Genomic DNA, 22,447 nt, shown 5'->3' with positions numbered 1-22,447 from the left:
CCTGTGAGTGATCCCGAAGAGCCTGCCACTGTGCCGCCGCCGGAGCGGATTCGTGCACGACCTCGATCTCGCCGACCAGGTGCGCGTTGAACTCCGTCAGTTCCTCGGCAGGAACCCGCAGCTACAGGATCGTCTCGCCGCCCGCCTGCCGCACCGGGCAGAAGATCGGCTGCTCCGGTAGCCGCGCGCGCCAGCCGGACCGGCGCGCCAACTCCAGTTCAGCCTGGCCGGTCGGCCACCACCAGCTCCGTGGTCGGGCTGTCCATCGTGCCCCTGTCGACGGCACGGATATCCGCCGGGCAAGAGCACCGGCAACTGGTTTTGCCTCGGCCAAGGCGAGTGATCCGGTCTACCAAACCGCGACCCGGTCACCCCAGCTCGATCCGCAACGTCCAAATCGGACAAACAACCACCGTCCAGACCCGACGTCTCAACGGACGCCGCAAGTTCAGCCGCAAGGGACAGCCGCGAGCCCGCATCGTTCCCGCCCGCACCCTTGACAACCCGCCACCCGCCGCGCTTATGGTATACCAAACAACGAAGGGTGTGCGCGATGAAGCGTTCCGCAGTGGTGGCCGCGGTGGCCTTCACCCCCTACGTGGCGATGATCGCCGGGCTGCCCTGGTTCAGCGGCGGCGGCCGGATCTGGTTCCTGCCCGAGATCGGGTTCTGGATCCTGCTCTGGGTGGCCCTCACGCCCGTGTTCCTCGGCGTCGCCGACCGCATCCGGCGCCCGAGCGCCGCCGAAACCGAGCAGGAGCAGCGATGAACGCGGGCGCGGCGGTCGCGCTGGCCGTGGTGGCGCTGGCGGTGGTCATCGGACTGGCCGCGCGCGGCCGGAAGCAGATGGACCTCGAACAGTGGACGGTCGCCGGCCGGTCCTACGGGACGCTGTTGTTCTGGGTGCTCGCCGCGGGCGAGACCTATTCGACCTTCACCTATCTCGGCGCCTCCGGGTTCGCCTACGCCAACGGCGGCGCGGCGTTCTACATCGCCGGCTATGGCACGTGCGCCTTTGTCCTCTCCTACTTCTTCCTCCCTCCATTGTGGAGGTACGCGAAGAAGCACAACCTTGTCACGCAAGCGGATTTCTTCACCCACCGGTTCCGCAGCCCGTGGTTCGGCGCGCTCACCGCGATCGTCGGCGTGGCGTTCATGATTCCCTACATCGAGGCGCAGCTGCTCGGCCTCGGCCAGATCGTCGAGACGACGACCGGCATCAACCGGGTCACCAGCATGGTGCTCGCGGTGGTGCTGATCGCGGTGTTCGTCTACGCGTCCGGCATGAAGGCCGCCGCGTGGGTGTCGGTGCTCAAGGACATCCTGCTGATCGGCACCGTGCTGGTCGTCGGCATCGCCATTCCGGTGCACTACTTCGGCGGCTTCGGACATCTCATCGACACCGTGCAGGCACAGCACCCCGGCTTCCTTGGCGTACCAGCTCCGGGCAGCCCGCTCGGCGTGCCGTGGATGATGTCGACCCTGCTCGTCACGAGCGCGGCGTTCTTCATGTTCCCGCACGCGCTGGCCGCGATGTACACCGCGAAGTCCGAGCAGACTATCCGCCGCAACGCGATTTACCTTCCGCTGTACCAGATCCTCATCGCGCTGACGCTGTTCGTCGGCTTCGCGGCGATGCTGGTCGTGCCCGGGCTGAAGGGCAGCGCCACCAACGGCGCGCTGCTTTCGCTGACGGTGAAGACCATGCCGTCGTGGGTGGTCGGCCTCGTCGGCGGGGCGGGTGCGCTCGCCGCGATCGTGCCGATCAGCCTGCTGCTCCTGCAGTCCGCGACGCTGCTGGCCCGCAACGTCTACCAGGGCGTCCTGCGTCCGAAGACGAGCGAACTGGGCGTGTTCCGGCTGTCGCGCGGCCTGGTCGTCGTGGTGACCGCGGTGGCGCTGGTGTTCGCGGTCTTCCAGCCGGCGCTGCTGGTGAACCTGCTGCTGACCGGCCAGAACGGCGTGTCCCAGTTCTTCCCGGCGATCGTGCTGGGGCTGGTGTGGCGGCGGCTGACCAAGGCAGGCGCGGCGACCGGGCTCGTGGTCGGCGTGGCGATCGTGGCGTGGACGGTCCTTGCCTCGAAGAACACCTTGTGGGGCCTCAATCCGGGGCTGCTCGCGATCGTCGTCAACGTCGTGCTCACGGTCGGCGTCAGCCTCGCCACCTCCGAGCGGCGCGAACCCGCAGTCCGCGCCGAGGCTGCGGAGGGAGTGGCGTGAACCTGTTGCTGCGCAACGTCCGGCCCGGCGGCAGCGATCCGACGGACGTACTGGTGCGCGACGGCCGGATCACCGGGTTCGGACCGACGAACGCGGAGATCCCAGCCGATTTCCCGGTCGAGGACGGCGGCGGCGCACTGCTGCTGCCCGGCCTCGTCGACGCGCACTGTCACCTCGACAAAACGCTCTGGGGCCTCCCCTGGGTGCCGAACACTTCGGGCTCGGCCCTCGCCGACCGGATCTCGAACGAACAGCGCCGCCGCAAGGAATTCGGGCTCCCCTCGCCCGAACCCGCGGCCGCGCTGCTCGGCGCGATGATCGCGAACGGCACCTCCTTCGTCCGCACGCACACCGATGTCGACCCCGAACTGGGGCTGTCCGGCATCGAGGCGGTGCGGGAGGCGGCGGCGCGGCATCGCGGCCGGGTCACCGTCGAGCAGGTCGCCTTCCCCCAGGGCGGCCTGCTCACCCGGCCCGGCACGCTGGCTCTGCTGGAGCGGGCGGTGGCGTCCGGCGTGGAGAACGTCGGCGGCATCGACCCGGCGGGCTACGACCGCGATCCGCGCGGGCATCTCGACGCGATCTTCGACATCGCCGCGCGGCACGGCTGCGGCGTCGACCTGCATCTGCACGACGAAGGTCCGCTCGGGGCCTGGGAAATCGAGCTGATCATCGAGCGGACGAAGGCGCTCGGGCTCGCCGGAAAGGTCGCGATCGGGCACGCGTTCGGCATCTGCGGCATCCCGGACGCGCAGCAGGACCGGCTGCTCGAGGGCCTCGCCGAACAGCGGATCACGCTGACCACCGCGGCGGTCTACGACCGTCCGGTGCCGCCGCTGGCCAAAATGCGGGCCGCGGGAGCGAACGCCGCGTGCGGCAACGACGGCATCCGCGATTTGTGGGGTCCGTACGGCGACGGGGACATGCTGACCCGCACGATGCACCTGGCGTACCGCAGCTCGTTCCGGACCGACGCGGAAATCGAACTCGCGCTGCACGCGGCGACGTACGGCGGCGCGAAAGCGTTACGGCTCAAGGATTACGGCCTGCGGATCGGCGACCACGCTGATTTCTTCCTGGTAGACGCAACGTACCCGGCCGAAGCCGTCGTATCCCATCCTCCGCGGCGGCTCGTGGTGAAGCGCGGGGTTATCGTCTCTCGGCGATAGCCCCTGCTACTCCTGGAACGCCGGGAAGGTCGGAGGGAACAACTCCCCCGCCTCCCGGCGTTCGACGTCCCGCTCTGAATACGCGGCGCGCATCTTCTCGAACAACGCCTGCGCGCGACGGCGGAGGTCCTGCTCGTCGACTCCGGGTACACGTCCGTCCACCAGCACCGGCCTGCCCGCGACGACGGAATGTGTTGCCTGGCGGGCGGTTCCGCTGAGCAGGAAAGTGCGGATCGGATCGTCCCGCACACCGTCGCGCAGGTCGCCGACGTGGAACGCGACGAGGTCCGCCTGCGCGCCCGGAGCAAGCCTGCCGAGATCGTCGCGGCGCAGCGCGCGGGCGCCGCCGAGCGTCGCCGCTTCGACGTACCACTCGGCCGGAGCCGCGTCGGCTCGGTCGGCCATCACCTTCGCCAGGTGTACGCCGACGTCCATGCCGCGCACCAGGTCCGGAGGGAAGGAATCCGTGCCCAGACAGAGGTTTACGCCTGCTTCGCGGTAGTCGCGGAACGAGCGCAGAGCGTGGCCGTAGCGGAAGGACGTGAGCGGGCAATGGATCACCGACGCGCCAGTCGCGGCCAAGGTCGCGACGTCGCCGCGGTCCTCGCCGTGGACGTCGGGATGGCGGTCGAGCACTTGGCCGTGCGGGATCAGCAACCGGTCATTGAGCAGGCCGGTGCGTTTGAGCAGGTCCAGCGGCGTTATGCCGTAGCGGTCCAGGATCAGTTCCCGCTCCAGCATGCCTTGCAGGCAGTGAAGGCGCACCAGGACGTCGCGCTGCCGCGCCGCGTCCGCAGTGGCGCGCATGAGGTCTTCGGTGAGCGTCTCGATGCGACACGGCAGCAGCGCGCCATTGACGAGCGGATCCCACAGTTCCTTTGCATGGTCGAGGAACCGCAGCGCGTCGGCGAACCCTTCCTCGCCGCGGCGTTCGTCGAAGGCCACTGTGCGCGTACCGTCCACAGTGGCCACATTGACGCCGGAACGGTATGCAGGGCCCAGGTATCCGCGTAGCCCGAGATTTCGCGAGAAGTCCGCCATCGCGACGAGTTCCTCGTACGGCTCAGCCCACGACGAATGGATCTCCGACGCGATCGGCATGAACGTCGTGATGCCGTGCAGCGCCAGTTGAATGAGCGCGTACTCGCGAATGGTCTGCCGTTCTTCCGGCGTGAAGACGTCGCGGCGGCGGTGCGCGAAGTAGTCTTCGGACCACTGCAAGCCTGGTGCCCGGTCGGCTGTGGCCCAGGAATCGAGGACGAGATGGTCCACATCGGTCAGCGCGTCGAGGTCGATCAGACCCGGGAGCACGAGTGATTCGCCAAGGTCGACGTCCCGGTCGGTCGTTCCGGCATACCGCGGGCCGACGTAGGCGACGACGTCGTCCTCCCAGACGACCTCGCCGTTCTCCAGCAGGACGTGCCGCCCGTTCTGGTGGGCCAGCACATGGCGCGCACGCCAGCGAGTACGCATCGGATTCCTTCCGGTCGGTGCATTTAGGTATACCAAAAGGCGGAACCTGGCGGCCAGGCCTTGCCGGGCACCGGTTTTTCCGGGAGCCTGGGGGAAGGTTCGCCGATACTGTCGGTGACGACAGCGGGAGGGATCGGATGGAGCCGGGGTTCGCGTCGGAGTCGGAGCGCGTGACGGAACAGCTGCGCGACGAGATCCTCGACGGCACGCGGGCTCCCGGAAGCAAGCTGGTCGAACGGGATCTGGCCGCGGAGATGGGCGTGAGCCGGGTGCCAGTGCGGGATGCGTTGCGCGCGCTGGGAAACGAGGGTCTGGTGACGCCGCGGCCGCGGTCGTGGTCGGTGGTGCGGGAGTTCACCGCGTCGGATGTCGCGGACCTCAACGAGGTGCGCACGGCCTTCGAGGGCCTGACTTTCCGGCTCGCCGCACAGCGCCGCACACGCGAGGGCCTGGCGCGACTGCGGGAGGTGCTGGACGAGGAGCTGCGCGCCGCCCGCGCCGGCGACGCGGTCGCGGCCCGCCGTGCGGCCGCGGACTTCCACGAGGTCGTGACGTCGCTGTCGGCGAACGAACTGCTCGGCGAACTGGAGCGGACGCTGCGCAGCCGGATGCGCTGGCTGCTCGGCCAGCACGACGACCTGGAGGCCATGGCGGCGGAACACGAACTCCTCTACGAGGCGATCGTGGACCGGGATGTCGAGCGGGTGGAACGGCTGGTGCTGGCCCATCTCGCGACGGGAAGAAGCGAGGCGGCGCGGCGGCTTCCGGCGGAGGAATCCGCTTCGACGGGGTGAGCTGCGGGGGTTGTCGCGGTTCGGAGAATCCGGGCTTCGCAGTTTGACGAGCCGCGGCGGCCCCCGGGCGGCGGGGCCGGACTGGGCGAGGTGCCCGCGTTCCAGGGCGCACGTTGCCGGGACACCGGCGAGGCAAGACAAATCGCAGCGGGGTCCTTGCCGCGCGTGATTCTCCGCGAACTGGGGATCGCATCCTGGCGGAATCCGTCCGAGGCCGCCGTACCGGCTTCGGCGGAACCCCCGGTCGAGCTTCCTTGCCTGGTCCCGGCGAGGCTCTCGGCCCCGCCGGGACCCCGCCGCGTTCAGAGGTCTACGACCGCCAGGCCGTCCGCTACCACGACGCCGTCGTGCAGCACCGTGCGGTCCTTCCCCCGGTCCATCACCGCGCTCGTCGGGGTTTCGCCGTCCACCAGGACGAGATCCGCGCGGTCGCCGACCGCCACGCCCGGCCGGTCGGAGATGCCCGCCAGCCGGGGGACGTCGTGGCTCATGATCGACGCTCCGCCCATCGTCGCGACCACCAGCGCCATCTCGATCAGCTCGTCGCGACGGAAGCCGTGGGTGAAGGCCAGCTGCCAGGTGCGGTCGAGAAGGTCGCAGTTGCCGTACGGGCTCCAGTAATCCCGCTGGCCGTCCTCCCCCAGCCCCACGCGCACGCCCGCGGTCGTCAAGTCCGCCAGCGACAACTGCCGGTCGACGGACGGCGCGACGGTCGCCATCGCGATGTCCAGTTCCGCGAACGTGTCGATCAGGCGGCGGCTCACCGCTTCCGAAACCGAGCCCAGCTCGTACGCGTGCGACATGGTCACCTTGCCGCGCATGTCCAGCGCGCGGACCCGCTCGATCACCAGGTCGGTCGAAAACACGCCGAGATGCCCCGGCTCGTGCAGGTGGATGTCCACTTCGACGCCGTATTTCTCGGCCAGCCCGAACACGACGTCCAAGTGCCCCTTGGGATCTTTGTCGAGCGAGCAGGGATCGATCCCGCCGACCACCGACGCGCCCGAACGCAGCGCGGCCTCCAGCACGTCGGCCGTACCGGGTTCGCGCAGGATGCCCGCCTGCGGGAACGCCATCACCTCGACGTCGGCGTGCCCGGCGAAGCGTTCCTTGGCAGCGAGCACGGCGTCGAGTTTCTCGAGCTGACAGTCGACGTCGACCTGTGCGTACGTGCGCACGCGGGTGGTGCCGTTCGCGATCATCCGCTCCAGCGTGCCCGCGACGCGTTCCGGCAGCGGTACCTCGGCGTCGCGCCAGTTCTCGCGGTCGTTCAGCATCATCCCCCACACGCCCGGCGCCCCGGTGTGCGGCCGGAACGGCAGGCCGATCCGCGTCGAGTCGAGGTGGACGTGCACGTCGCTGAACGACGGGAACAGCAGCCGCCCGCGCCCCTCGACCGTGTCCGGGCTCGGTGCCGCCGCCGGGTCGTGCGGGCGGACCGCGGCGATCCGGTCGCCGATCACCTCGACGTCGCTGCGCTGACCGCCCCAGGGGCGGACGTCACGGATCAACACGGAGAGCACCTTTCTCAGCGGGGGCGCTTTTGGTATACCAAGGATACAAGACCCGGACCCGGCGCGTCCGGCGCATAAGATCATCGGCATCAGCACGCAGCCGGAGGACCGCCGATGAACGAGACGCCGCCCGTGGACGATCGGTACCGGCTGGATCCGGACTGGGCGTGGCTGGTCTCCCCCGCAGGCGTCGTCCTCGACGGCGGTGCCCTGACCTTCGTGCGCCAGATGAGCACGACGGAGGTATTCCGCGTGTTCGACCTCGACCCGGGCTCGGCGCGAATGCTGACCGCACGGGAAGCGCTGACCGACCCAGTCCTGCAAACCGCCGGGTTCCTCGACGGTCCGCAATGGATTCGCGTGGCCGAGTCCGGCGACTGGACGGTCGTGATCGAGTATTTCCAGCAGAAGACGCACGTCGACGGCATCTCGAGCCACCTGGCCCGGCACACCGATGTCGTCTTCATCGCCGCCAACGAATTCGATCCCGCAGTGGTCACTTACCGCTCGCACGGCGAGTTCGTCTTCACGTTCATGTGCGGCGAGCCATACGACTCCCGAGGCGGGACTCGCGCGCACATGTTCGACGACGAGATGTCCGAGGCCGGTCTCCTCAATTTCGGGTCGTGCCCGCCGGTCGGCGACGCGTCGATCGCGATGATGGCGATCCTGAGCAGGCACCTCGGATTCGGCTTGAGGCCGGAAACAGTCACCGGCCCGCTCCCCACCGCCTATCGCAGGTACCGCTACGCGCCGCCGCACCCGGCAGCACCGCTCAACCGGCAAGCAGCCGCAAAAGCCGAGCAGTCTCCGAAGCCACCGCGGTCCGCCCGAGCCGGACGTACTTCCGCGGATCCACCGCCTCCGGCTGCTCCGCCAGGAACTGCCGGACCGACCGCGTGAACAGACCATTGAGATGAGTTGAGATATTAACCTTCGTCATCCCGCTCACCACCGCACCGCGCAGTTCTTCGTCGGACAGCCCCGAAGAACCGTGCAATACCAACGGAACCGGCACGGCCTCGCGCAACCGGGCCACCAGTGACCGATCCACCTGGGCGGTCCGCTCCACCATCGCATGGGACGTGCCCACTGCGACCGCCAGCGCGTCCACTCCGGTCGCGGCGACGAAATCCACCGCCTCGCCGGGGTCGGTGCGAGCACCGGGTGCGTGCACGCCGTCTTTTCCGCCGACCTCGCCCAGTTCCGCCTCCACCGCCACGCCCGCCGCGTGGCACCGGTCGGCGATTTCGCGGGTCGTGCGCAGGTTTTCCTCGTATGGCAGGTGCGATCCGTCGTACATCACGCTGTCGACGCCCAGTGCGATGCCCTCGCGGATCAACTCGGGGTCTTCGATGTGGTCAAGGTGCACCAGCACGTCGACGGAGGCGCGGCGGGCGATTTCCCTTGACGCCACGGTGATCGGGGCCAGGCCGCCGTGGTAGCGGACGCAGTTTTCGCTGATCTGCAGTATCACCGGCAAGCCGGCTTGTTCCGCGCCCGCGGCGATGGCCTCGGCGTGTTCCAGCATGATCACGTTGAACGCGCCCACGCCGGCACCGCGCTCGCGGGCGGCGGTGAGCATCCGGGGCAGGTCGGGGCGGGTGATCATGCGGGGGCTCCGTTCAGGAATCGGCGGTAGGCGGACAGATCGACCTCGCCCGCGACGGGGCGGAGGACGGCCGCGGCACCCAGGGCGGCGGCAGTGCGCAGGGCTTCGATCAGGGGACGACCGTCGGCGAGGGCGGCGGCCAGACCGGCGGTTGCTGCGTCCCCGGCGCCGGTGGGGTTGCCGTGCACGCCGGGGATGGCGGGAACGGCCAGGACATCACCAGCGGCGGCTGAGTCGCTGGCATCGGCTGGGTTGCGGTGCTCGCCGGGGACGGCAGAGATATCACCTACGGCCGTTGAGCGCGCAGCAGCGGTCGGGCTGCCGTGCACATCAGGGACAACAGAGATATCACCAGCAGCCGAGCGCCCGACACCAGTCGAGTTGCCGTGCACGCCAGGGGCCATTGAGATATCACCAGCCGCCGCAGAGCGTCCAGCGCTGGTCGGGTCGCCGCGCGAGCCGGGGACAGCAGAGATATCACCCGCCACCGCTGAGCGCTCAGCACCGGCCAGGTTGCCATCCACCCCAGAGACAGCAGAGATATCACCAACACCGCCGCCATAGTGATTGCCGCGCGCACCAGGCACGGCAGGAACCATCCGGGCCCCACTCGGCGTATAGGCGGCGATACCGTCGACCCCGCGCGAGACCACAACCAACCGCGCACCAAGGCGCAGAAGCGTTGCCGCACCGGAAACTTCGTCCGCAGCGGAAGTCGCCGCGAGCAGTTCGGCCCGGTTCGGCTTCACCACCGCACCGGCCCGCGCGGCAGCCAGCAGCGCCGGTCCGGACGCATCGACCAGCGTCCGCACTCCGGCGTCCCGGGCGATGCGGACCCAATCGGCCACCAGGTCCGGCGAAGCACCCCGAGGGAAAGAGCCGGAAATCACCAGGAATCCGGCCCCAGCCAAGTTTTCGGCCAGGCGCTCGCCGAAAGCGCTCCATTCCGCTTCGGACACTTCCGGCCCGGGCTCGGCATAGACGGTCGGGTGACCATCTCCGGTCACCGTTACGGTCGTGCGAGTCTCGCCGGAAATGGGGACGGCGTCGAAAGGCACGTCCAGCGCGGTACGGAGCCACCGCCCCGCATCCCCGCCCAGCGGGAGCACTGCCCGGACGGGAACGTCCAGCGCGGCGAGCACACGGGCGACGTTCACACCCTTGCCGCCCGGGCGTCGCTGCACCTCCAGCACCCGGTTCGTGTCGCCGGGCGCGTGGACGCCGATCCGGTAGGTGACGTCGACGGCCGGGTTCGGTGTGAGGGCGACGATCATCAGGCGAGGATGACCGAGCGCGTCAGCGAACGCGGGCGGTCCGGGTCGAGGCCGCGCCGGGCGGCGAGTGCGACGGCGAAGCGTTGCGCCACCACGAGGGCGGCGAGCGGGTCGAGGTCGTGGTGCACGAAGCGCGCGCCGGTGCGGGCGACGTCCTCGGCGAGTCCGGCGGGGGCCGGGCCCAGCGACCAGACGAGACGGCCTGGTTGCGCGATCGCGATCGGGCCGTGGCGGTAGTCCATCGCGGGGTAGGACTCGGCCCAGAATTGGGCGGCCTCGCGGGTTTTCAGCGCGGCCTCGCAAGCCAGGCCGACTGCGGCGCCGCGGCCGACGAAGGTGACCTGTTCAGCGTCGAGGAGATCGTCAATGGGTTCGGTCAGCGCTTGCGCACAAGCTGTAGCGAGCTGGTCGATGTCGTCGCCGAGACCGGCGCGCAGCAAGGCGAGCGCGGTGGTGGCGAACCGCGTCTGCACGACGGATTGTTCGTCGGCAAAGGAAAGTTCGACCACCTCGTCCGCGAGCGCGGCGGCGGGGCTGTCGCCGACCGCGGTGATCAGCACGGTGCGCTGCTCGGACATGGCGGTGAGCAGGTCGATGATCTCGGTCGTGGTGCCGGAGCGGGAAATCGCCACGACGCGGTCGTACTCGCGCGACGCCGGGTATTCGGAACCGGCGAAGGCGTCGGTGATCCCGTGACCGCGTTGCTCGCGGGCGACGGCATAGCTCATCGCGATGAACCAGCTGGTGCCGCAGCCGACGACCGCCACGCGTTCGCCCGGCTCAGGCAGGACTGCGGACGGGGCGAGGGCGGCTGCCGCGCGCCACATCTCGGGCTGGGAAGCCAGTTCGGCGGCCACGAAGGAGCCGGGGGCATCCGGAAGGGAGGACACGGGATGGAGGCCTTTCGATCCAGGGCGGGAGCGCGATCGCAGCCGTCACCCTACTTGAGTGTTTTTGATTGGTCTATGCGTTATAGCGCAGATTCAATCATCCAGTCGAGCGGTCCGCGATCTAGGATGAGCGGCGACCCGCCTCCGACCAGGAACGAGAGACCGGCATGACGCCCCAGCAACGCCTGAACGCCCTGCTCGAATTGGTGAGCGAACGGGGCAACGTCACGATCGCGGAGATCGGCGGCGCGCTCGGCATCTCCGCCGCGACCGCGCGGCGGGACCTCTCGATCCTCGCCGACCAGCGGCTGGTCACCCGCACCCACGGCGGGGCCGCCGCGCTGGGCACCGGCTACGAACTGCCGCTGCAGTACAAGATCGCCCGGCAGGCCGAGGCGAAGACCGCGATCGCCGCCCGCGCCGCGGACCTCGTGCGCCCCGGCGAAACCGTCGGGCTCAACGGCGGCACCACGACCACCGAAGTCGCCCGCGCGCTAGGCAAGAGCGAGCGGTTCGTGCGCGCCGACGGCGAAACCGGGCTCACCGTCGTCACCAATGCGCTCAACATCGCTTACGAGCTGTCCGTGCGCGCACAGGTCAAGATCGTCGTGACCGGCGGCGTCGCCCGGCGGCAGTCCTACGAACTGGTCGGCTCGCTCGTCTCGGAAGCGCTCTCCGCGTTCGCCCTGGACACCGTCATTCTCGGCGTCGACGGCCTGAGTTCCCAGTACGGCGCGACCACCCTGCACGAGGGAGAAGCCGACGTCAGCAGGCATTTCAGCCAGGTCGCGCGGCGCGTGATCGTGGTGGCCGACGCGACCAAGCTGACCAAGGCGACATTCGCCCGCATCTGCCGGCTCGACGCGATCGACGCACTGGTCACCGACGCCGAGCCGCCCGCTTCGTTCGCCGCCGACCTGGCCGCGGCCTCGGTGGAGCTGGTCGTCGCGCGGTGAGCGGACCCGCCGCCCATTGCGCATTTCTGATTGATTTGCCATCATACAGATCAATATCACGCAGAGGTGAGGTGGCGACGTGGTGAACCGCGGAGTGCTGCGGGTCGGCGTGGCCGGTGTCGGCCTGCGGGCCGGGATCGCCCGGCACGTAGCGGAATCCGGGGTCGCGGCGAAGCTCGTGGCCGCTTCGGATCCCGACGAACGGGGCCGGGCGCGAGCGCGCGAAATGTTCGGCGCGGTCGAGATCGTGCACGGACACCAGGACCTCGCGAATCTGGTCGACGCCGTGATCGTCACGTCGCCGGACTGGACGCACGCCGAGATCGCCGTCGACCTGCTCCGCGCCGGAGTGGCGGTGTACCTCGAAAAGCCGCTCGCCACCACGCTTCCGGACGCGGACGCCGTCCTCGCCGCCGCACAAGAAACCGGCACCCCGCTCTACATCGGACACAACTTCCGGCACGCCGCCGTCGTCCGCACCCTGCACGACGTTGTGACGCGCGGCGAGATCGGCGAGGTGAAAGCCGTGTGGTGCCGCCATTTCGTCGGCAACGGCGGCGACTACTACTTCAAAGACTGGCACGCCGACCGCAGCCGCGTGAATTCGCTGCTGCTGCAGAAAGCCAGCCACGACATCGACGTCATCCACTATCTCGCGGGCGGTTTCACCCGTCGCGTCACCGCGATGGGCGACCTGGCCGTCTACGGCGGGATCACCGACAGAAGCGGCCAGGGCGACCGGCTCGCCGACGACTGGTTCTCCTTCGAAAACTGGCCCCCCGCCGCGCAAACCGGCCTCAACCCGGTCGTCGACGTCGAAGACCTGTCGATGGTCCACATGCGACTCGACAACGGCGTCCTCGCGAGCTACGAACAGTGCCATTTCACGCCGGACTACTGGCGCAATTACACCGTGATCGGTACCGAAGGCCGCGCGGAAAACTTCGGCGACACCGGCGGCGGCGTGGTGAAAGTGTGGAATCGCCGCCGCGAATGGTCGTCCGCCGGAGACCGCGAATACCCCATCGACGGTGTCGCATCAGGACATTCCGACGCGGATCTCCGTACCATGACTGAGTTCCTGCGCTACGTGGTGCACGGCGAACCGCCGGAACTGTCGCCGATCGCCGCGCGCGAGGCCGTGGCGACCGGCGCGCTCGCCACGCAATCCCTGCGTTCCGGCTCCGTGCCGATCGACATCCCGCCGCTGCCCGCCCAGGTGGCCGCCCACTTCTCCCCCGCTCCCCCACCGGAAGGAACCCGCAGATGACCCCGCCCGCCCGCCAGCCCCGACCGCACAGCTAGCGCAGGGAAGAAAGGAATCCCATGCGCGTGCGAACACTGACCCGCCGCGGATTTCTCCGCGGCGCGGCAGCCATGGCCCTGGTGCCCGCCGCGGCGGCGTGCGCCCCGGCTCCCGCCGCCACGTCCGGACCGGTGACGGTCGAAATGTGGCACGGCCAGAACGACACCGGCCTCAAAGTCCTCAAGCAACTGGTCGCCGCGTTCCAGCGCGAGCACCCCGACATCCGGATCGACCTCGGCGGCGGCGTGCTCGCCGACGCCATGCTGCAGAAGGTGACCGCGGCGCTCGCGTCCGGTTCCTATCCGGACATCGCCTACATCTTCGGCTCCGACCTCGCCAGCATCGCCCGCAGCCCGCGAGTGGCCGACATGGACGACGTCGTGCGCGGCGGGGCCCAGTTCTGGAAGCCCGCCCTCGAAGCGGTCACGGTGAACGAGCGGGTCCGCGCGGTGCCCGCGATGCTGGATTCGCTGGCCGTCGCCTGCAACAAGAAACTGTTCCAGCAGCACGGGGTTCCGCTTCCGGACGGCTCCTGGCGCTGGCAGGACTTCGTGGACACCGCGAAGAAACTGACCGACCGGAACCAAGGACAGTTCGGCACTGCCTGGCCCGGCGCGGGCGACGAGGACACCGTCTGGCGGTTGTGGCCGATGATCTGGGACCTCGGCGGCACCATCGTCGGGCAGGACGGCCGCAGCATCGGTTTCGCCGACAGCGGGGTGCAGGCGCTCGAAGTGATCCGGAAGCTGGCCGCCGACCGCAGCGTCTACGTCGACCCGAAGCCCGGCTCGGAGCAGATGTACCAGGCCTTCGCCTCGGGCCGGATCGCGATGGTGCCGACCGGGCCGTGGCAGCTGCCCGACATCGCCGACGCGGGACTGGACTACCAGATCGTTTCGCTGCCCACGTTCACCGGGAAGCCGATCACCATCTCCGGGCCGGACACCTGGACGGTGTTCGACAACGGCGAGCGGCGCCTCGCCGCGGCCAAGACGTTCCTGCGGTGGCTGACCGCGCCCTCCCAGGACGTCGTCTGGGACGTCGGAGCCGGCAGCCTCCCGCTGAGCGCCGAATCGCAGCGGCTTCCGGAGTGGCAGCGGAAAACCCAGGACACCGCGGGGCTTTCCGTGTTCGTCGAGGCGCTCGACAACTCGCACGTCCGCGCCAACCACCCCGCCTATCCGCAGGTTTCGCAGGCCGTCGCCGCGGCGATCGTCTCCGTGCTGCTCGGGCGCGCCACCCCCGCCGACGCCATGCGCGACTGCGCTTCCGCGGCCAACGCCGCCCTCGTCATCCCCCGTTAGGACCCGCTCATGTCCGTACATCCCGGCCCGATCACCGTCGCTCCGGCCGCCGCGGCGAAGAAGACCCGGCGCCGCCGCGAGACCGCCGCCGCCTGGGCCTACCTGAGCCCCTCGGTGATCGTCATCATCGGCCTCGGGCTGATTCCCGTGGTGTGGTCGCTGATCCTGTCGTTCCAGGCCGACGACCTCGTCACCCCGTCCCGGTTCGTCGGCGTCGACAACTACGCCGCGCTCGCCCAGGACCCGCACTTCGGCCAAGCGGTCGGCAACACGCTGCTGTACACGGCGTTATACGTCCCGCTGAGCATCGTGCTCGGCCTCGCGCTCGCGCTCGCCTTGAACCGGCGGGTGCGGTTCATCGGCGCGTACCGGACGTTGATGTTCGTCCCGTTCGTGCTGTCGGCCACCGCGCAGGGCGTCCTGTTCTCGTTCATCCTCGACCCCGAATTCGGCGTCGCGAACTCGCTGCTGCACCGGATCGGCCTGAGCCCGCAAGGGTTTCTCACCGACCCGTCGCAGGCGCTGCTGATCCTGGTGGCCATCACGCTGTGGAGCGGCACCGGGTTCTGCATGGTGGTTTTCCTCGCCGCGCTGCAGGACGTGCCGCCGTCGCTCGTCGAAGCCGCGCGGCTGGACGGCGCCGGCCCGTTCCGGATCCTCCGGCACGTGACGCTGCCCGCGGTGCTGCCGGTGACCACGTTCCTGACGCTGTGGCAGCTGATCAATTCGCTGCAGGTGTTCGACCTGACCTACGTCACCACGAAGGGCGGGCCGCTCGGTTCGACCACGGTGATCGTCTACTTCATCTGGCAGCAGGCGTTCCAGAACTTCACCGCCGGGTACGGCGCCGCCGCGGCCTACGTGCTCGCCGTCGTGCTGCTGGCGCTCGGGCTGGGCGTCCGGTTGCTGCGCCGCAACAAGGAGGTCCGATGACGACGCGCGCGCACGCCGCTCCGGTTTCCGCGTCTCAACTGCCCGGCGTGATCCGCGAACGCAGGCGCTGGCGGCTTCCGTTCAGCCCCTGGCATCTGCTGCTCGCCCCGCTGGCCCTGCTCTTCGCGGCTCCGCTGGTGTGGCTGCTGCTCAGTTCGGTGATGAGCAACGCGGAGATCAACCGGTTCCCGCCGTCGCTGTGGCCGTCCGGGATCGACTTCTCCGGCTACCGGTACGTGCTGGAGAACGCGCTTTTCCTGCGCTGGTTCACCAACTCGCTGATCGTGTCGGTCGTGACCGTGGCGGCCAACCTCGTCTTCGGCTCGCTCGGCGGCTACGCGTTCGCGCGCATGCGGTTCCGCGGGTCGAAGGCGATGCTCGGCCTGATGATGGCGACGATGGCGGTGCCGTTCCAGCTCACCATGATCCCGACGTTCCTGGTGATGAAGAAGCTCGGCCTCATCGACTCGCTCGGCGCGCTGATCGTGCCGTCGCTGGTCACCCCGTTCGCGGTGTTCCTGCTGCGGCAGTTCTTCCTGTCGCTGCCGCGCGAACTGGAGGAGGCGGCCTGGATCGACGGCTGCTCGCGGCTGCGGGTGCTGGTCCGGATCGTGCTCCCGCTGTCGCGGCCGGCGCTGAGCACCGTCGCCGTGCTGACCTTCCTCACCACCTGGAACGACCTGACCTGGCCGTTGATCGCGATCAACCACGACACCCAGTACACCCTGCAATTGGGCCTGACCACCTTCCAGGGACAGCACCACACCAACTGGGCCGCGGTGATGGCCGGGAACGTCATCACCGTGCTGCCGGTGCTGCTGGCCTTCCTGGGCGCGCAGAAGACGTTCATCCAGTCCATCACCTCCAGCGGTCTCAAAGGCTGAACCGAGACATAGAGGAACCACGCATGCCGCACCATTTCGACCTGCTCGTGCTCGGCGACGCCAACCCCGACGTCGTCCTCGGGCCGCTGACCGGGGAGCTCGACTTCCGGCAACGGGAGAACCTCGTCGGCCACGGCTCGCTTACGCTCGGCGGGTCCGCCGCGATCACCGCCGCCGGGGCCGCCCGGCTCGGGCTGAAGGTCGCTTTCGCCGGGCGGATCGGCGACGACGCCGCCGGACGTCTCGTTCGCGACCTTCTCGACGAGCGAGGCGTCGACACTCAGGCGCTCACGATGGATCCGTCGCTGCCGACCCCGCTCACCGCGATCCTCACCCGCGACGACAGCCGGGCCATCGTCACCAGTTCCGGAGTGCTGGACGCGATCTCGGCGGCGGACGTCCCCGCGCACCTGCTCGCGAGCGCCCGGCATGTCCACGCCTCGTCGTACTTCCTGATGCCCGCGCTGGCCGCCGGGCTGCCGGAGCTGTTCCGCACTGCCCGGGCGCACGGCGCGACCACCTCTTTGGACACCAATGACGACCCGGCGCGGCAGTGGGATCCCACCGGCATCAAGCTGGTGCTTCAGGAGACCGACTTCCTCCTGCCCAATGCCGCCGAAGCCCAGCAGCTGTCCGGAAAATCGAGCCTGCCCGATGCCGCGGAACACCTCGCGGCGCACGGTTCGACCGTCGTCGTCAAGAACGGCGCCGACGGCGCGCTCGCCCACTGTCGCGGCGAAACCGTCACGGTTCCCGCGTCCCCGATCACCCCGCTCGACACCGTCGGTGCCGGCGACAGCTTCAACGCCGCGTTCCTCGCCGCGACGCTGCGCGGGCTGTCGCTGTCCGACGCGCTGCGGGCCGGGGTCGCGGGAGGCGGCCGTTCGACGCTCGCGCGCGGCGGGATCGACGGCCAGCCGACCTGGAACGACCTGCTCCACCTCGCTGAACTCACTGAAACGGAAAGCGCATGACCACCAAGATCACCTTCATCGGCGCCGGCAGCGTCGTGTTCACGCAGGGCCTGCTCGCGGACCTGTTCGCCTATCCCGAACTGGCGCAGGTGCACGTCGCGCTGCACGACATCGACCCGGAACGCCTGCGCACCGCGCACGCGGCGGCCGGGCGCATCGCCGAAGCCCGCGGGGCCAAGCCCGTCCTCACCGCGCACACTGATCGCCGCGAAGCCCTTGCGGGCGCGGATTTCGTCATCAACATGGTCCAAATCGGAATGGGCGAAGCGACCCGCGTCGACTTCGACATTCCCGCTCGCTTCGGAGTGAAGCAGACCATCGGCGACACCCTCGGCGTCGGCGGGATTTTCCGCGCCCTGCGGACTTTCCCGTTCCTGCGCGAACTCGGCGCGGACATCGCCGAGGTCTGCCCGCAAGCATGGCTGCTGAACTACACGAACCCGATGGCGATGAACGTGCAGTACCTCTCCGAAACGCTCGGCTCGGACCGCGTGGTCGGCCTGTGCCATTCGGTGTACTGGACGGTGCACGACCTGGCCGCGCTGCTGGAAGTGCCGCTGTCCGAGGTCACCTACCACGCCGCGGGCATCAACCACCAGGCCTGGATCCTGCGGCTGGAGCACCAGGGCGCCGACCTGTACCCGCGGCTCGCCGAACTCGCCGAGGACCCGCAGCTGCGGCGGCGCGTCCGGTTCGACATGTTCCGCAGGCTCGGCTACTACCCCACCGAAACCAGCGAGCACTCCTCCGAGTACGTGCCCTGGTATCTCGGCCACGCCAGCGAAATCGAGCGGCTGCGGCTGCCGATCGGCGCGTATCTGGACGTCGTCGCGGAGAACGAAGCCGAATACGAGCGCACCCGCCAGGCCGTCGAGCGCGACGAACCGCTGACCGTCGAAGGCACCAACGAATACGCGCCGCAGATCATCCACAGTGTCGTCACCGGGACACCGCGCACCGTTTACGGCAACGTGCTCAACCGGGGCCTGATCCCGAATCTCCCCGAGACCGGAGCCGTCGAGGTGCCGTGCCTCGTCGACGCCACCGGGATCCGTCCCACGCGGGTCGCCGCGCTGCCCCCGCAACTGGCCGCGCTCAACCGCACTTACCTGAGCACCACCGAACTCGTGGTGCGCGCGGCGATCGAGAACGATCCGCGGCACATCCGCCACGCGGCGATGACCGATCCCGCCACCGCGGCCGCGCTTCCGGTCGAGCGGATCTGGGAGCTGTGCGACGAAATGGTGCTCGCGCACGGCGACGCGCTGCAGCCAGGATTGCGCGAAACACTGAGCAGCTAACGAGTCTTGACGGCCCGGCGCGGTGATCCGCTAAACTTCTGGTGCCTGCCGGACGGGCAGGCGCCAGAAGTACGCCCAGCCGGTAATGCAGGTTCACTGCGAGCCCGGACCCAGTCGCCAGGATGCCTTCGCCCGCATCCGAGGCGGGGCCGTACTCACCATCGCTGGAGTCACCAGATGCCTTCGCTTCCTGGTCGGATTTCTCGCGGTACCGCGGCGGCCGCCCTGCTGATCGGCAGTTCGGCGTGCACCCTCGGAGCCAGCGGCACGGCGGAAAGCGCGCCGCTGCCCTCGCCGCAGAGCCAGGTCTCCGACGTTCCGCTTCCGGCCCCGCACGCCGGGTTCGACTACCAGATCGGCGGCCCGTACCAGCCCCCGGCCGGCGTCCAGGTCGTCAGCCGGGACCACAGCGCCCCGGCGGCGGCCGGGCTGTACAACATCTGCTACGTCAACGCTTTCCAGGCCCAGCCCGATGCCGAAAAGGAATGGGGCGACCTGGTCCTGCGCGACGGCGACGGCAACGTCGTCAAGGATCCCGACTGGAACGAGGCGCTGCTCGACCTGCGCACCGAGGACAAGCGGGGCCGGATCGCGGACAAGGTCGGCGGGTGGATCGACGAATGCGCGGGCAAGGGCTACCAAGCCGTCGAGCCGGACAACTACGACAGCTTCACCCGGTCCCAAGGCCTGCTCAGCGCGCGGAACGCCCAGGACCTCGCCAAGCTGCTTTCCGCGCACGCGCACGGAAAGGGCCTCGCGATCGCCCAGAAGAACACGTCGGAACTCGCCTCGTCGCGGGCGGACAACGGGCTTGACTTCGCCGTCGCCGAGGAATGCGGCGAGCAGGACAATTGCGCGGAGTACACCGAGCATTTCGGCAACCAGGTGATCGTCATCGAATACACCGCGGACGGCTTGCGCAACGCGTGTGCCAAGTGGGGCAGCACTCTCAGCGTCGTCCGCCGCGACCGGGACGTCACGCCGAAGGGCGATTCCGCCTACGTCCGCGAAACCTGCTGAGACTTCCGCCACCCTGCCAGCGCCGCCGCGCGGCTGCTGGCAGGGTGGCGGAATGGACGACGAGTATCCGTTCGACAACGCGAGCGCCCCGGCGACCGACCGGATGTCCGCGCTGGAAGCCAGCTACGACGCGACGACCGTGGAGCACCTGGGAAATCTCGGGGTCGGCGCGGGCTGGTCCTGCTGGGAGATCGGCGCGGGCGGCGGGTCGATCGCGCGATGGCTCGCCGGACAGGCCGGGCCGGACGGCCACGTGCTGGCCACCGACCTCGACACGCGGCTGCTCGCCGATCTCCCCGCGAACGCCTCGGCGGTGCGCCACGACGTGCGCGCGGAACCGCTGCCGGACCGGAAATTCGACCTGATCCACGCCCGGCTGGTGCTGATCCACTTCCCGGAACGCGACGAACTGGTGGCGAAGCTCGCCGGCGCGCTCGCGCCCGGCGGCTGGCTGGTGCTCGAAGAGATCGAGCCGCGCGGGCAGACCGTGCTCGAAACGCCCGGCGAGGCGAGTGCGAGGGTGTTCGGTTCCGTGCAGGGCCGGATCCTGGACCTGCTCGAACAGGCGGGCAGCGACGTCGAGTGGGCCGGACGGCTGCCGGACGTGCTCGCCGGGGCCGGATTGCGCGAGGTCGGCAGCGCGCGGGTGACGACGCGGTGGCCGGGCGGCGGGCCGGAAATCCGGTTGCTGGCCGCGAATTCGGTGGAGCTGGCCGAAAAGCTGGCCGCGGACGGCGTGGCGCCCGAAGAACTTGAGCAGTTCCGGCGGGTGCTCGCCGATCCGCGGTTCACCGTGTCGTCCTATCCCCTGGTGTCGGCCTGGGGCCGCCGCTAACGACGGCGCGAGATCGCCACGCCGGCCAAGCACAGCGCCCCGCCGACGAGTCCGTACGCGGTCGGGGCCTCGGCGAGTAGCAGCCACGACAGCAGCACGGCCACCGCCGGAACGGCGTAGCTCACCATGGTCAGCCGTCCGGCGTCGGTGCGGCGCAGCGCGTACGCCCACGCGGTGAAGCCGACCGCGGTGGGGAACACTCCTAAGTAGACGCTGCCGAGCACCGCACCGGACGGTGCCACCTGCAGTTCGTCGACCAGCTGCGGCGTCCAGGGCAGCAAGACGACGGTGCCGACGACGCAGCCGAGCCAGATCGCGGTCAGCCCGTCGACGTGGCGCAACGTCACCTTCTGGACCATGACTCCGGCGGCGTACAGCACGGCGGCCAGCAAGCACAGCAGCACGCCTGCCCAGTCGTTGCTTCCGGTGGCTCCGGTCGCGATCAGCGCGGCCCCGCCCAGCGCGACGATCGAGCCGACGACGAGCGAGCGCGAGAAACCTTCGCCGAGGAACTTCCCCGCCGCGACCGCGACCATCAGCGGCGCGAGGTTCACCAGCAACGCTGCCGTCCCGGCGTCCACGTGCCGCTCCCCCGCGTTGAGCACGACGGTGTACGCGGCCAGCCACAGCACGGCGTACGCCGCGACCAGCAGGAATGCCTTGCGGGACAGCCGAACGCGAACCGCGCCCTTCGCCACGACGAAGACAGTGAGCGCGACAGCCGCGACGCCGAGCCGCAGCAGTGCCAGCGGCGCCGGGGACAGCGCGTGGCCCACGCTGCGGATGGCGACGAACGACGAAGCCCACAGCATCACGGCGAGCCCGGCGGCGGCCGCGATCTTGCCGAAGTCGGTCTTGCCGGCGGGCTGGACAGTTTCCACGAGATCGGTCACCTGACCATCGTCGCCGCGCTCCGCTGTACAGCACAAGCGATGAGTTCTGTACGTCCGTTAAGAAGAGCTGTACGCTCGGAGCATGCTGGACCTCCCCCGGCTCCGCGTGCTGCGCGCAGTCGTCGCGTCAGGATCGATCCGCGCGAGCGCCTCCGCGCTCGGCTACACGCCGTCCGCGGTGAGCCAGCAAATCACCACGCTGCAACGGGAGACCGGGCTGCAGCTGTTCGAACGCTCCGGCCGCGGCATCGAGCCCACCGAGGCCGGGCGGACCCTCGCCGCCGAGGCCGAGGCGCTGTTCGAGGCCTTCAGCCGGGTCGAGCAGGTGGTCAGCGAACTGCGCGCCGGACGCGTCGGCCGGTTGTCGATCGGCTACTTCGGCTCGGCCGGATCGACGTGGCTGGCCCCGACCGTCGCCGCGCTGCGCGCCGAATTCCCCGGCCTGCGGCTGGACCTGATGCTGACCGAGTTCACGCCGGGCGATCCGGACATCGACATCTTCGTGGAGGAAACCGGGGCCGAGCACCCCGGGTCCGTCGTCGTGCACCGGCTCGCCGAGGACCCGTACCTGGCGGTCGTCCGCCGCGACGACCCGCTCGCCGGGCTGCCGGAGGCGCCGCTGGCCGCGCTCGCCGAACGGCACTGGGTCGACAACGACCTGCGCGAGGGCCCGTGCCGGCAGGTGCTGCTCAACGCCTGCACCCAGGCCGGGTTCTCGCCGGGTTTCGTCGTCGAAACCCACGACTACCGGACCGCGATGTCTTTCGTGGCAACGGGAATCGGGCTGACCGTGGTGCCGGAACTGGGGATCGGCGAACTGCCGGACGGCCTGACGACCGTTCCGCTCGTCTCGCCCACGCCGGTCCGGCACCTCAGTCTCGCGGTGAAGAAACCGATCGCCGAGCATCCCGCTGCCCGGCGCGCGGTGGAACTGCTGGAAAGCCTGGTGTGCACGGGGAGAACCACCGTCGACGCGTAACCGTGGGGGCAATCAGAGTCCACGAAGGACTCCTTCACGGACTTTCCGGCGCGATCCTCGGCGAAAAAACAGCTTTCCCCGGTAACGAATCCGCCACATTCGCGGCGCGAATGCGC

At 69.5% G+C, this 22,447-nt stretch carries 20 protein-coding genes; 14 read left to right on the top strand and 6 right to left on the bottom strand.

Features of this window, described 5'->3' with window-relative positions; translation table 11 throughout:
* Positions 1 to 553: 553 nt before the first annotated feature.
* Genes ACWGIC_RS16455 through ACWGIC_RS16445 form a run of 3 tightly spaced genes read left to right on the top strand, consistent with a single transcriptional unit; the run spans position 554 to position 3,389 of the window.
* A complete protein-coding gene (locus ACWGIC_RS16455; protein ID WP_452076770.1) occupies positions 554 to 769 on the top strand; it encodes a hypothetical protein in 216 nt (71 codons plus the stop codon).
* A complete protein-coding gene (locus ACWGIC_RS16450) occupies positions 766 to 2,220 on the top strand; it encodes a sodium:solute symporter family protein (RefSeq protein ID WP_452076769.1) in 1,455 nt (484 codons plus the stop codon). The genes ACWGIC_RS16455 and ACWGIC_RS16450 overlap by 4 nt, the downstream gene beginning before the upstream one ends.
* Positions 2,217 to 3,389 (top strand): amidohydrolase, encoded by a 1,173-nt coding sequence (locus ACWGIC_RS16445; RefSeq protein ID WP_452076768.1) that lies wholly within the window; start codon positions 2,217 to 2,219, stop codon positions 3,387 to 3,389. The genes ACWGIC_RS16450 and ACWGIC_RS16445 overlap by 4 nt, the downstream gene beginning before the upstream one ends.
* 6 nt (positions 3,390 to 3,395) lie before the next feature.
* On the opposite strand, the gene ACWGIC_RS16440 is transcribed toward ACWGIC_RS16445, so the two are convergent.
* Positions 3,396 to 4,862, bottom strand: a complete 1,467-nt coding sequence (locus tag ACWGIC_RS16440) for a chlorohydrolase family protein (RefSeq protein ID WP_452076767.1) — start codon at positions 4,860 to 4,862, stop codon at positions 3,396 to 3,398.
* 137 nt (positions 4,863 to 4,999) lie between these two features.
* Here ACWGIC_RS16440 and ACWGIC_RS16435 point away from each other — a divergent pair, with 137 nt between their 5' ends.
* Positions 5,000 to 5,656 carry a GntR family transcriptional regulator gene (locus ACWGIC_RS16435; RefSeq protein WP_452076766.1) on the top strand — a complete coding sequence of 219 codons (657 nt, stop codon included), beginning with the start codon at positions 5,000 to 5,002 and terminating at the stop codon, positions 5,654 to 5,656.
* A gap of 302 nt (positions 5,657 to 5,958) precedes the next feature.
* On the opposite strand, the gene ACWGIC_RS16430 is transcribed toward ACWGIC_RS16435, so the two are convergent.
* From ACWGIC_RS16430 to ACWGIC_RS16415, 4 genes are all read right to left on the bottom strand, one after another.
* Positions 5,959 to 7,170, bottom strand: coding sequence for an amidohydrolase family protein (locus tag ACWGIC_RS16430; RefSeq protein ID WP_452076765.1), 1,212 nt, complete (start codon positions 7,168 to 7,170; stop codon positions 5,959 to 5,961).
* A gap of 775 nt (positions 7,171 to 7,945) precedes the next feature.
* Positions 7,946 to 8,782 (bottom strand): class II fructose-bisphosphate aldolase, encoded by an 837-nt coding sequence (locus ACWGIC_RS16425; protein ID WP_452076764.1) that lies wholly within the window; start codon positions 8,780 to 8,782, stop codon positions 7,946 to 7,948.
* Positions 8,779 to 10,056 carry a 1-phosphofructokinase family hexose kinase gene (locus ACWGIC_RS16420; protein WP_452076763.1) on the bottom strand — a complete coding sequence of 426 codons (1,278 nt, stop codon included), beginning with the start codon at positions 10,054 to 10,056 and terminating at the stop codon, positions 8,779 to 8,781. Before ACWGIC_RS16420 ends, ACWGIC_RS16425 begins: the two co-directional genes overlap by 4 nt.
* On the bottom strand, positions 10,056 to 10,883 hold the full coding sequence (locus ACWGIC_RS16415) for an SIS domain-containing protein (RefSeq protein WP_452076793.1): 828 nt from the start codon (positions 10,881 to 10,883) through the stop codon (positions 10,056 to 10,058). The genes ACWGIC_RS16420 and ACWGIC_RS16415 overlap by 1 nt, the downstream gene beginning before the upstream one ends.
* Before the next feature lie 230 nt (positions 10,884 to 11,113).
* Here ACWGIC_RS16415 and ACWGIC_RS16410 point away from each other — a divergent pair, with 230 nt between their 5' ends.
* From ACWGIC_RS16410 to ACWGIC_RS16370, 9 genes are all read left to right on the top strand, one after another.
* Positions 11,114 to 11,902 carry a DeoR/GlpR family DNA-binding transcription regulator gene (locus tag ACWGIC_RS16410; protein ID WP_452076762.1) on the top strand — a complete coding sequence of 263 codons (789 nt, stop codon included), beginning with the start codon at positions 11,114 to 11,116 and terminating at the stop codon, positions 11,900 to 11,902.
* 79 nt (positions 11,903 to 11,981) lie between these two features.
* Entirely contained in the window at positions 11,982 to 13,172 is a 1,191-nt protein-coding gene (locus ACWGIC_RS16405; RefSeq protein WP_452076761.1) for a Gfo/Idh/MocA family protein, read from the top strand.
* 56 nt (positions 13,173 to 13,228) lie between these two features.
* Positions 13,229 to 14,512, top strand: a complete 1,284-nt coding sequence (locus tag ACWGIC_RS16400) for an ABC transporter substrate-binding protein (RefSeq protein WP_452076760.1) — start codon at positions 13,229 to 13,231, stop codon at positions 14,510 to 14,512.
* 9 nt (positions 14,513 to 14,521) lie between these two features.
* Positions 14,522 to 15,445, top strand: coding sequence for a carbohydrate ABC transporter permease (locus tag ACWGIC_RS16395; RefSeq protein ID WP_452076759.1), 924 nt, complete (start codon positions 14,522 to 14,524; stop codon positions 15,443 to 15,445).
* Complete coding sequence (locus ACWGIC_RS16390) at positions 15,442 to 16,329, top strand: carbohydrate ABC transporter permease (protein ID WP_452076758.1); 888 nt, start codon at positions 15,442 to 15,444, stop codon at positions 16,327 to 16,329. The genes ACWGIC_RS16395 and ACWGIC_RS16390 overlap by 4 nt, the downstream gene beginning before the upstream one ends.
* Positions 16,330 to 16,352: 23 nt before the next feature.
* Positions 16,353 to 17,303, top strand: a complete 951-nt coding sequence (locus tag ACWGIC_RS16385; protein ID WP_452076757.1) for a carbohydrate kinase family protein — start codon at positions 16,353 to 16,355, stop codon at positions 17,301 to 17,303.
* Positions 17,300 to 18,604, top strand: coding sequence for an alpha-galactosidase (gene melA, locus ACWGIC_RS16380; protein ID WP_452076756.1), 1,305 nt, complete (start codon positions 17,300 to 17,302; stop codon positions 18,602 to 18,604). The genes ACWGIC_RS16385 and melA overlap by 4 nt, the downstream gene beginning before the upstream one ends.
* A 177-nt stretch (positions 18,605 to 18,781) precedes the next feature.
* Positions 18,782 to 19,624: an endo alpha-1,4 polygalactosaminidase gene (locus ACWGIC_RS16375; RefSeq protein ID WP_452076755.1), complete on the top strand. Its 843-nt coding sequence runs from the start codon at positions 18,782 to 18,784 to the stop codon at positions 19,622 to 19,624.
* Positions 19,625 to 19,676: 52 nt separating this feature from the next.
* Positions 19,677 to 20,459 (top strand): class I SAM-dependent methyltransferase, encoded by a 783-nt coding sequence (locus ACWGIC_RS16370; RefSeq protein ID WP_452076754.1) that lies wholly within the window; start codon positions 19,677 to 19,679, stop codon positions 20,457 to 20,459.
* Here ACWGIC_RS16370 and ACWGIC_RS16365 read toward each other — a convergent pair.
* A complete protein-coding gene (locus ACWGIC_RS16365) occupies positions 20,456 to 21,352 on the bottom strand; it encodes a DMT family transporter (protein WP_452076753.1) in 897 nt (298 codons plus the stop codon). The genes ACWGIC_RS16370 and ACWGIC_RS16365 overlap by 4 nt on opposite strands.
* 82 nt (positions 21,353 to 21,434) lie before the next feature.
* Between ACWGIC_RS16365 and ACWGIC_RS16360 the strand changes: the two genes are divergently transcribed.
* Positions 21,435 to 22,331 carry a LysR family transcriptional regulator gene (locus ACWGIC_RS16360; protein WP_452076752.1) on the top strand — a complete coding sequence of 299 codons (897 nt, stop codon included), beginning with the start codon at positions 21,435 to 21,437 and terminating at the stop codon, positions 22,329 to 22,331.
* Positions 22,332 to 22,447 lie beyond the last annotated feature (116 nt).

This window comes from Amycolatopsis sp. NPDC054798, from assembly GCF_053611505.1.
The sequence above is the reverse complement of the archived record's forward strand: the minus strand, read 5'-3'. Positions and strand labels throughout refer to the sequence as shown.

Excerpts from the sequence above, each read along its gene's own strand:
- ACWGIC_RS16450 (WP_452076769.1), top strand. The coding sequence starts at position 766 with ATGAACGCGGGCGCGGCGGTCGCGCTGGCCGTGGTGGCGCTGGCGGTG.
- ACWGIC_RS16385 (WP_452076757.1), top strand. The coding sequence starts at position 16,353 with ATGCCGCACCATTTCGACCTGCTCGTGCTCGGCGACGCCAACCCCGAC.
- melA (WP_452076756.1), top strand. The coding sequence starts at position 17,300 with ATGACCACCAAGATCACCTTCATCGGCGCCGGCAGCGTCGTGTTCACG.
- ACWGIC_RS16410 (WP_452076762.1), top strand. The coding sequence starts at position 11,114 with ATGACGCCCCAGCAACGCCTGAACGCCCTGCTCGAATTGGTGAGCGAA.
- ACWGIC_RS16440 (WP_452076767.1), bottom strand. The coding sequence starts at position 4,862 with ATGCGTACTCGCTGGCGTGCGCGCCATGTGCTGGCCCACCAGAACGGG.
- ACWGIC_RS16425 (WP_452076764.1), bottom strand. The coding sequence starts at position 8,782 with ATGATCACCCGCCCCGACCTGCCCCGGATGCTCACCGCCGCCCGCGAG.
- ACWGIC_RS16370 (WP_452076754.1), top strand. The coding sequence starts at position 19,677 with ATGGACGACGAGTATCCGTTCGACAACGCGAGCGCCCCGGCGACCGAC.
- ACWGIC_RS16375 (WP_452076755.1), top strand. The coding sequence starts at position 18,782 with ATGCCTTCGCTTCCTGGTCGGATTTCTCGCGGTACCGCGGCGGCCGCC.
- ACWGIC_RS16390 (WP_452076758.1), top strand. The coding sequence starts at position 15,442 with ATGACGACGCGCGCGCACGCCGCTCCGGTTTCCGCGTCTCAACTGCCC.
- ACWGIC_RS16415 (WP_452076793.1), bottom strand. The coding sequence starts at position 10,883 with ATGTGGCGCGCGGCAGCCGCCCTCGCCCCGTCCGCAGTCCTGCCTGAG.
- ACWGIC_RS16435 (WP_452076766.1), top strand. The coding sequence starts at position 5,000 with ATGGAGCCGGGGTTCGCGTCGGAGTCGGAGCGCGTGACGGAACAGCTG.
- ACWGIC_RS16420 (WP_452076763.1), bottom strand. The coding sequence starts at position 10,056 with ATGATCGTCGCCCTCACACCGAACCCGGCCGTCGACGTCACCTACCGG.
- ACWGIC_RS16400 (WP_452076760.1), top strand. The coding sequence starts at position 13,229 with ATGCGCGTGCGAACACTGACCCGCCGCGGATTTCTCCGCGGCGCGGCA.
- ACWGIC_RS16455 (WP_452076770.1), top strand. The coding sequence starts at position 554 with ATGAAGCGTTCCGCAGTGGTGGCCGCGGTGGCCTTCACCCCCTACGTG.
- ACWGIC_RS16360 (WP_452076752.1), top strand. The coding sequence starts at position 21,435 with ATGCTGGACCTCCCCCGGCTCCGCGTGCTGCGCGCAGTCGTCGCGTCA.
- ACWGIC_RS16395 (WP_452076759.1), top strand. The coding sequence starts at position 14,522 with ATGTCCGTACATCCCGGCCCGATCACCGTCGCTCCGGCCGCCGCGGCG.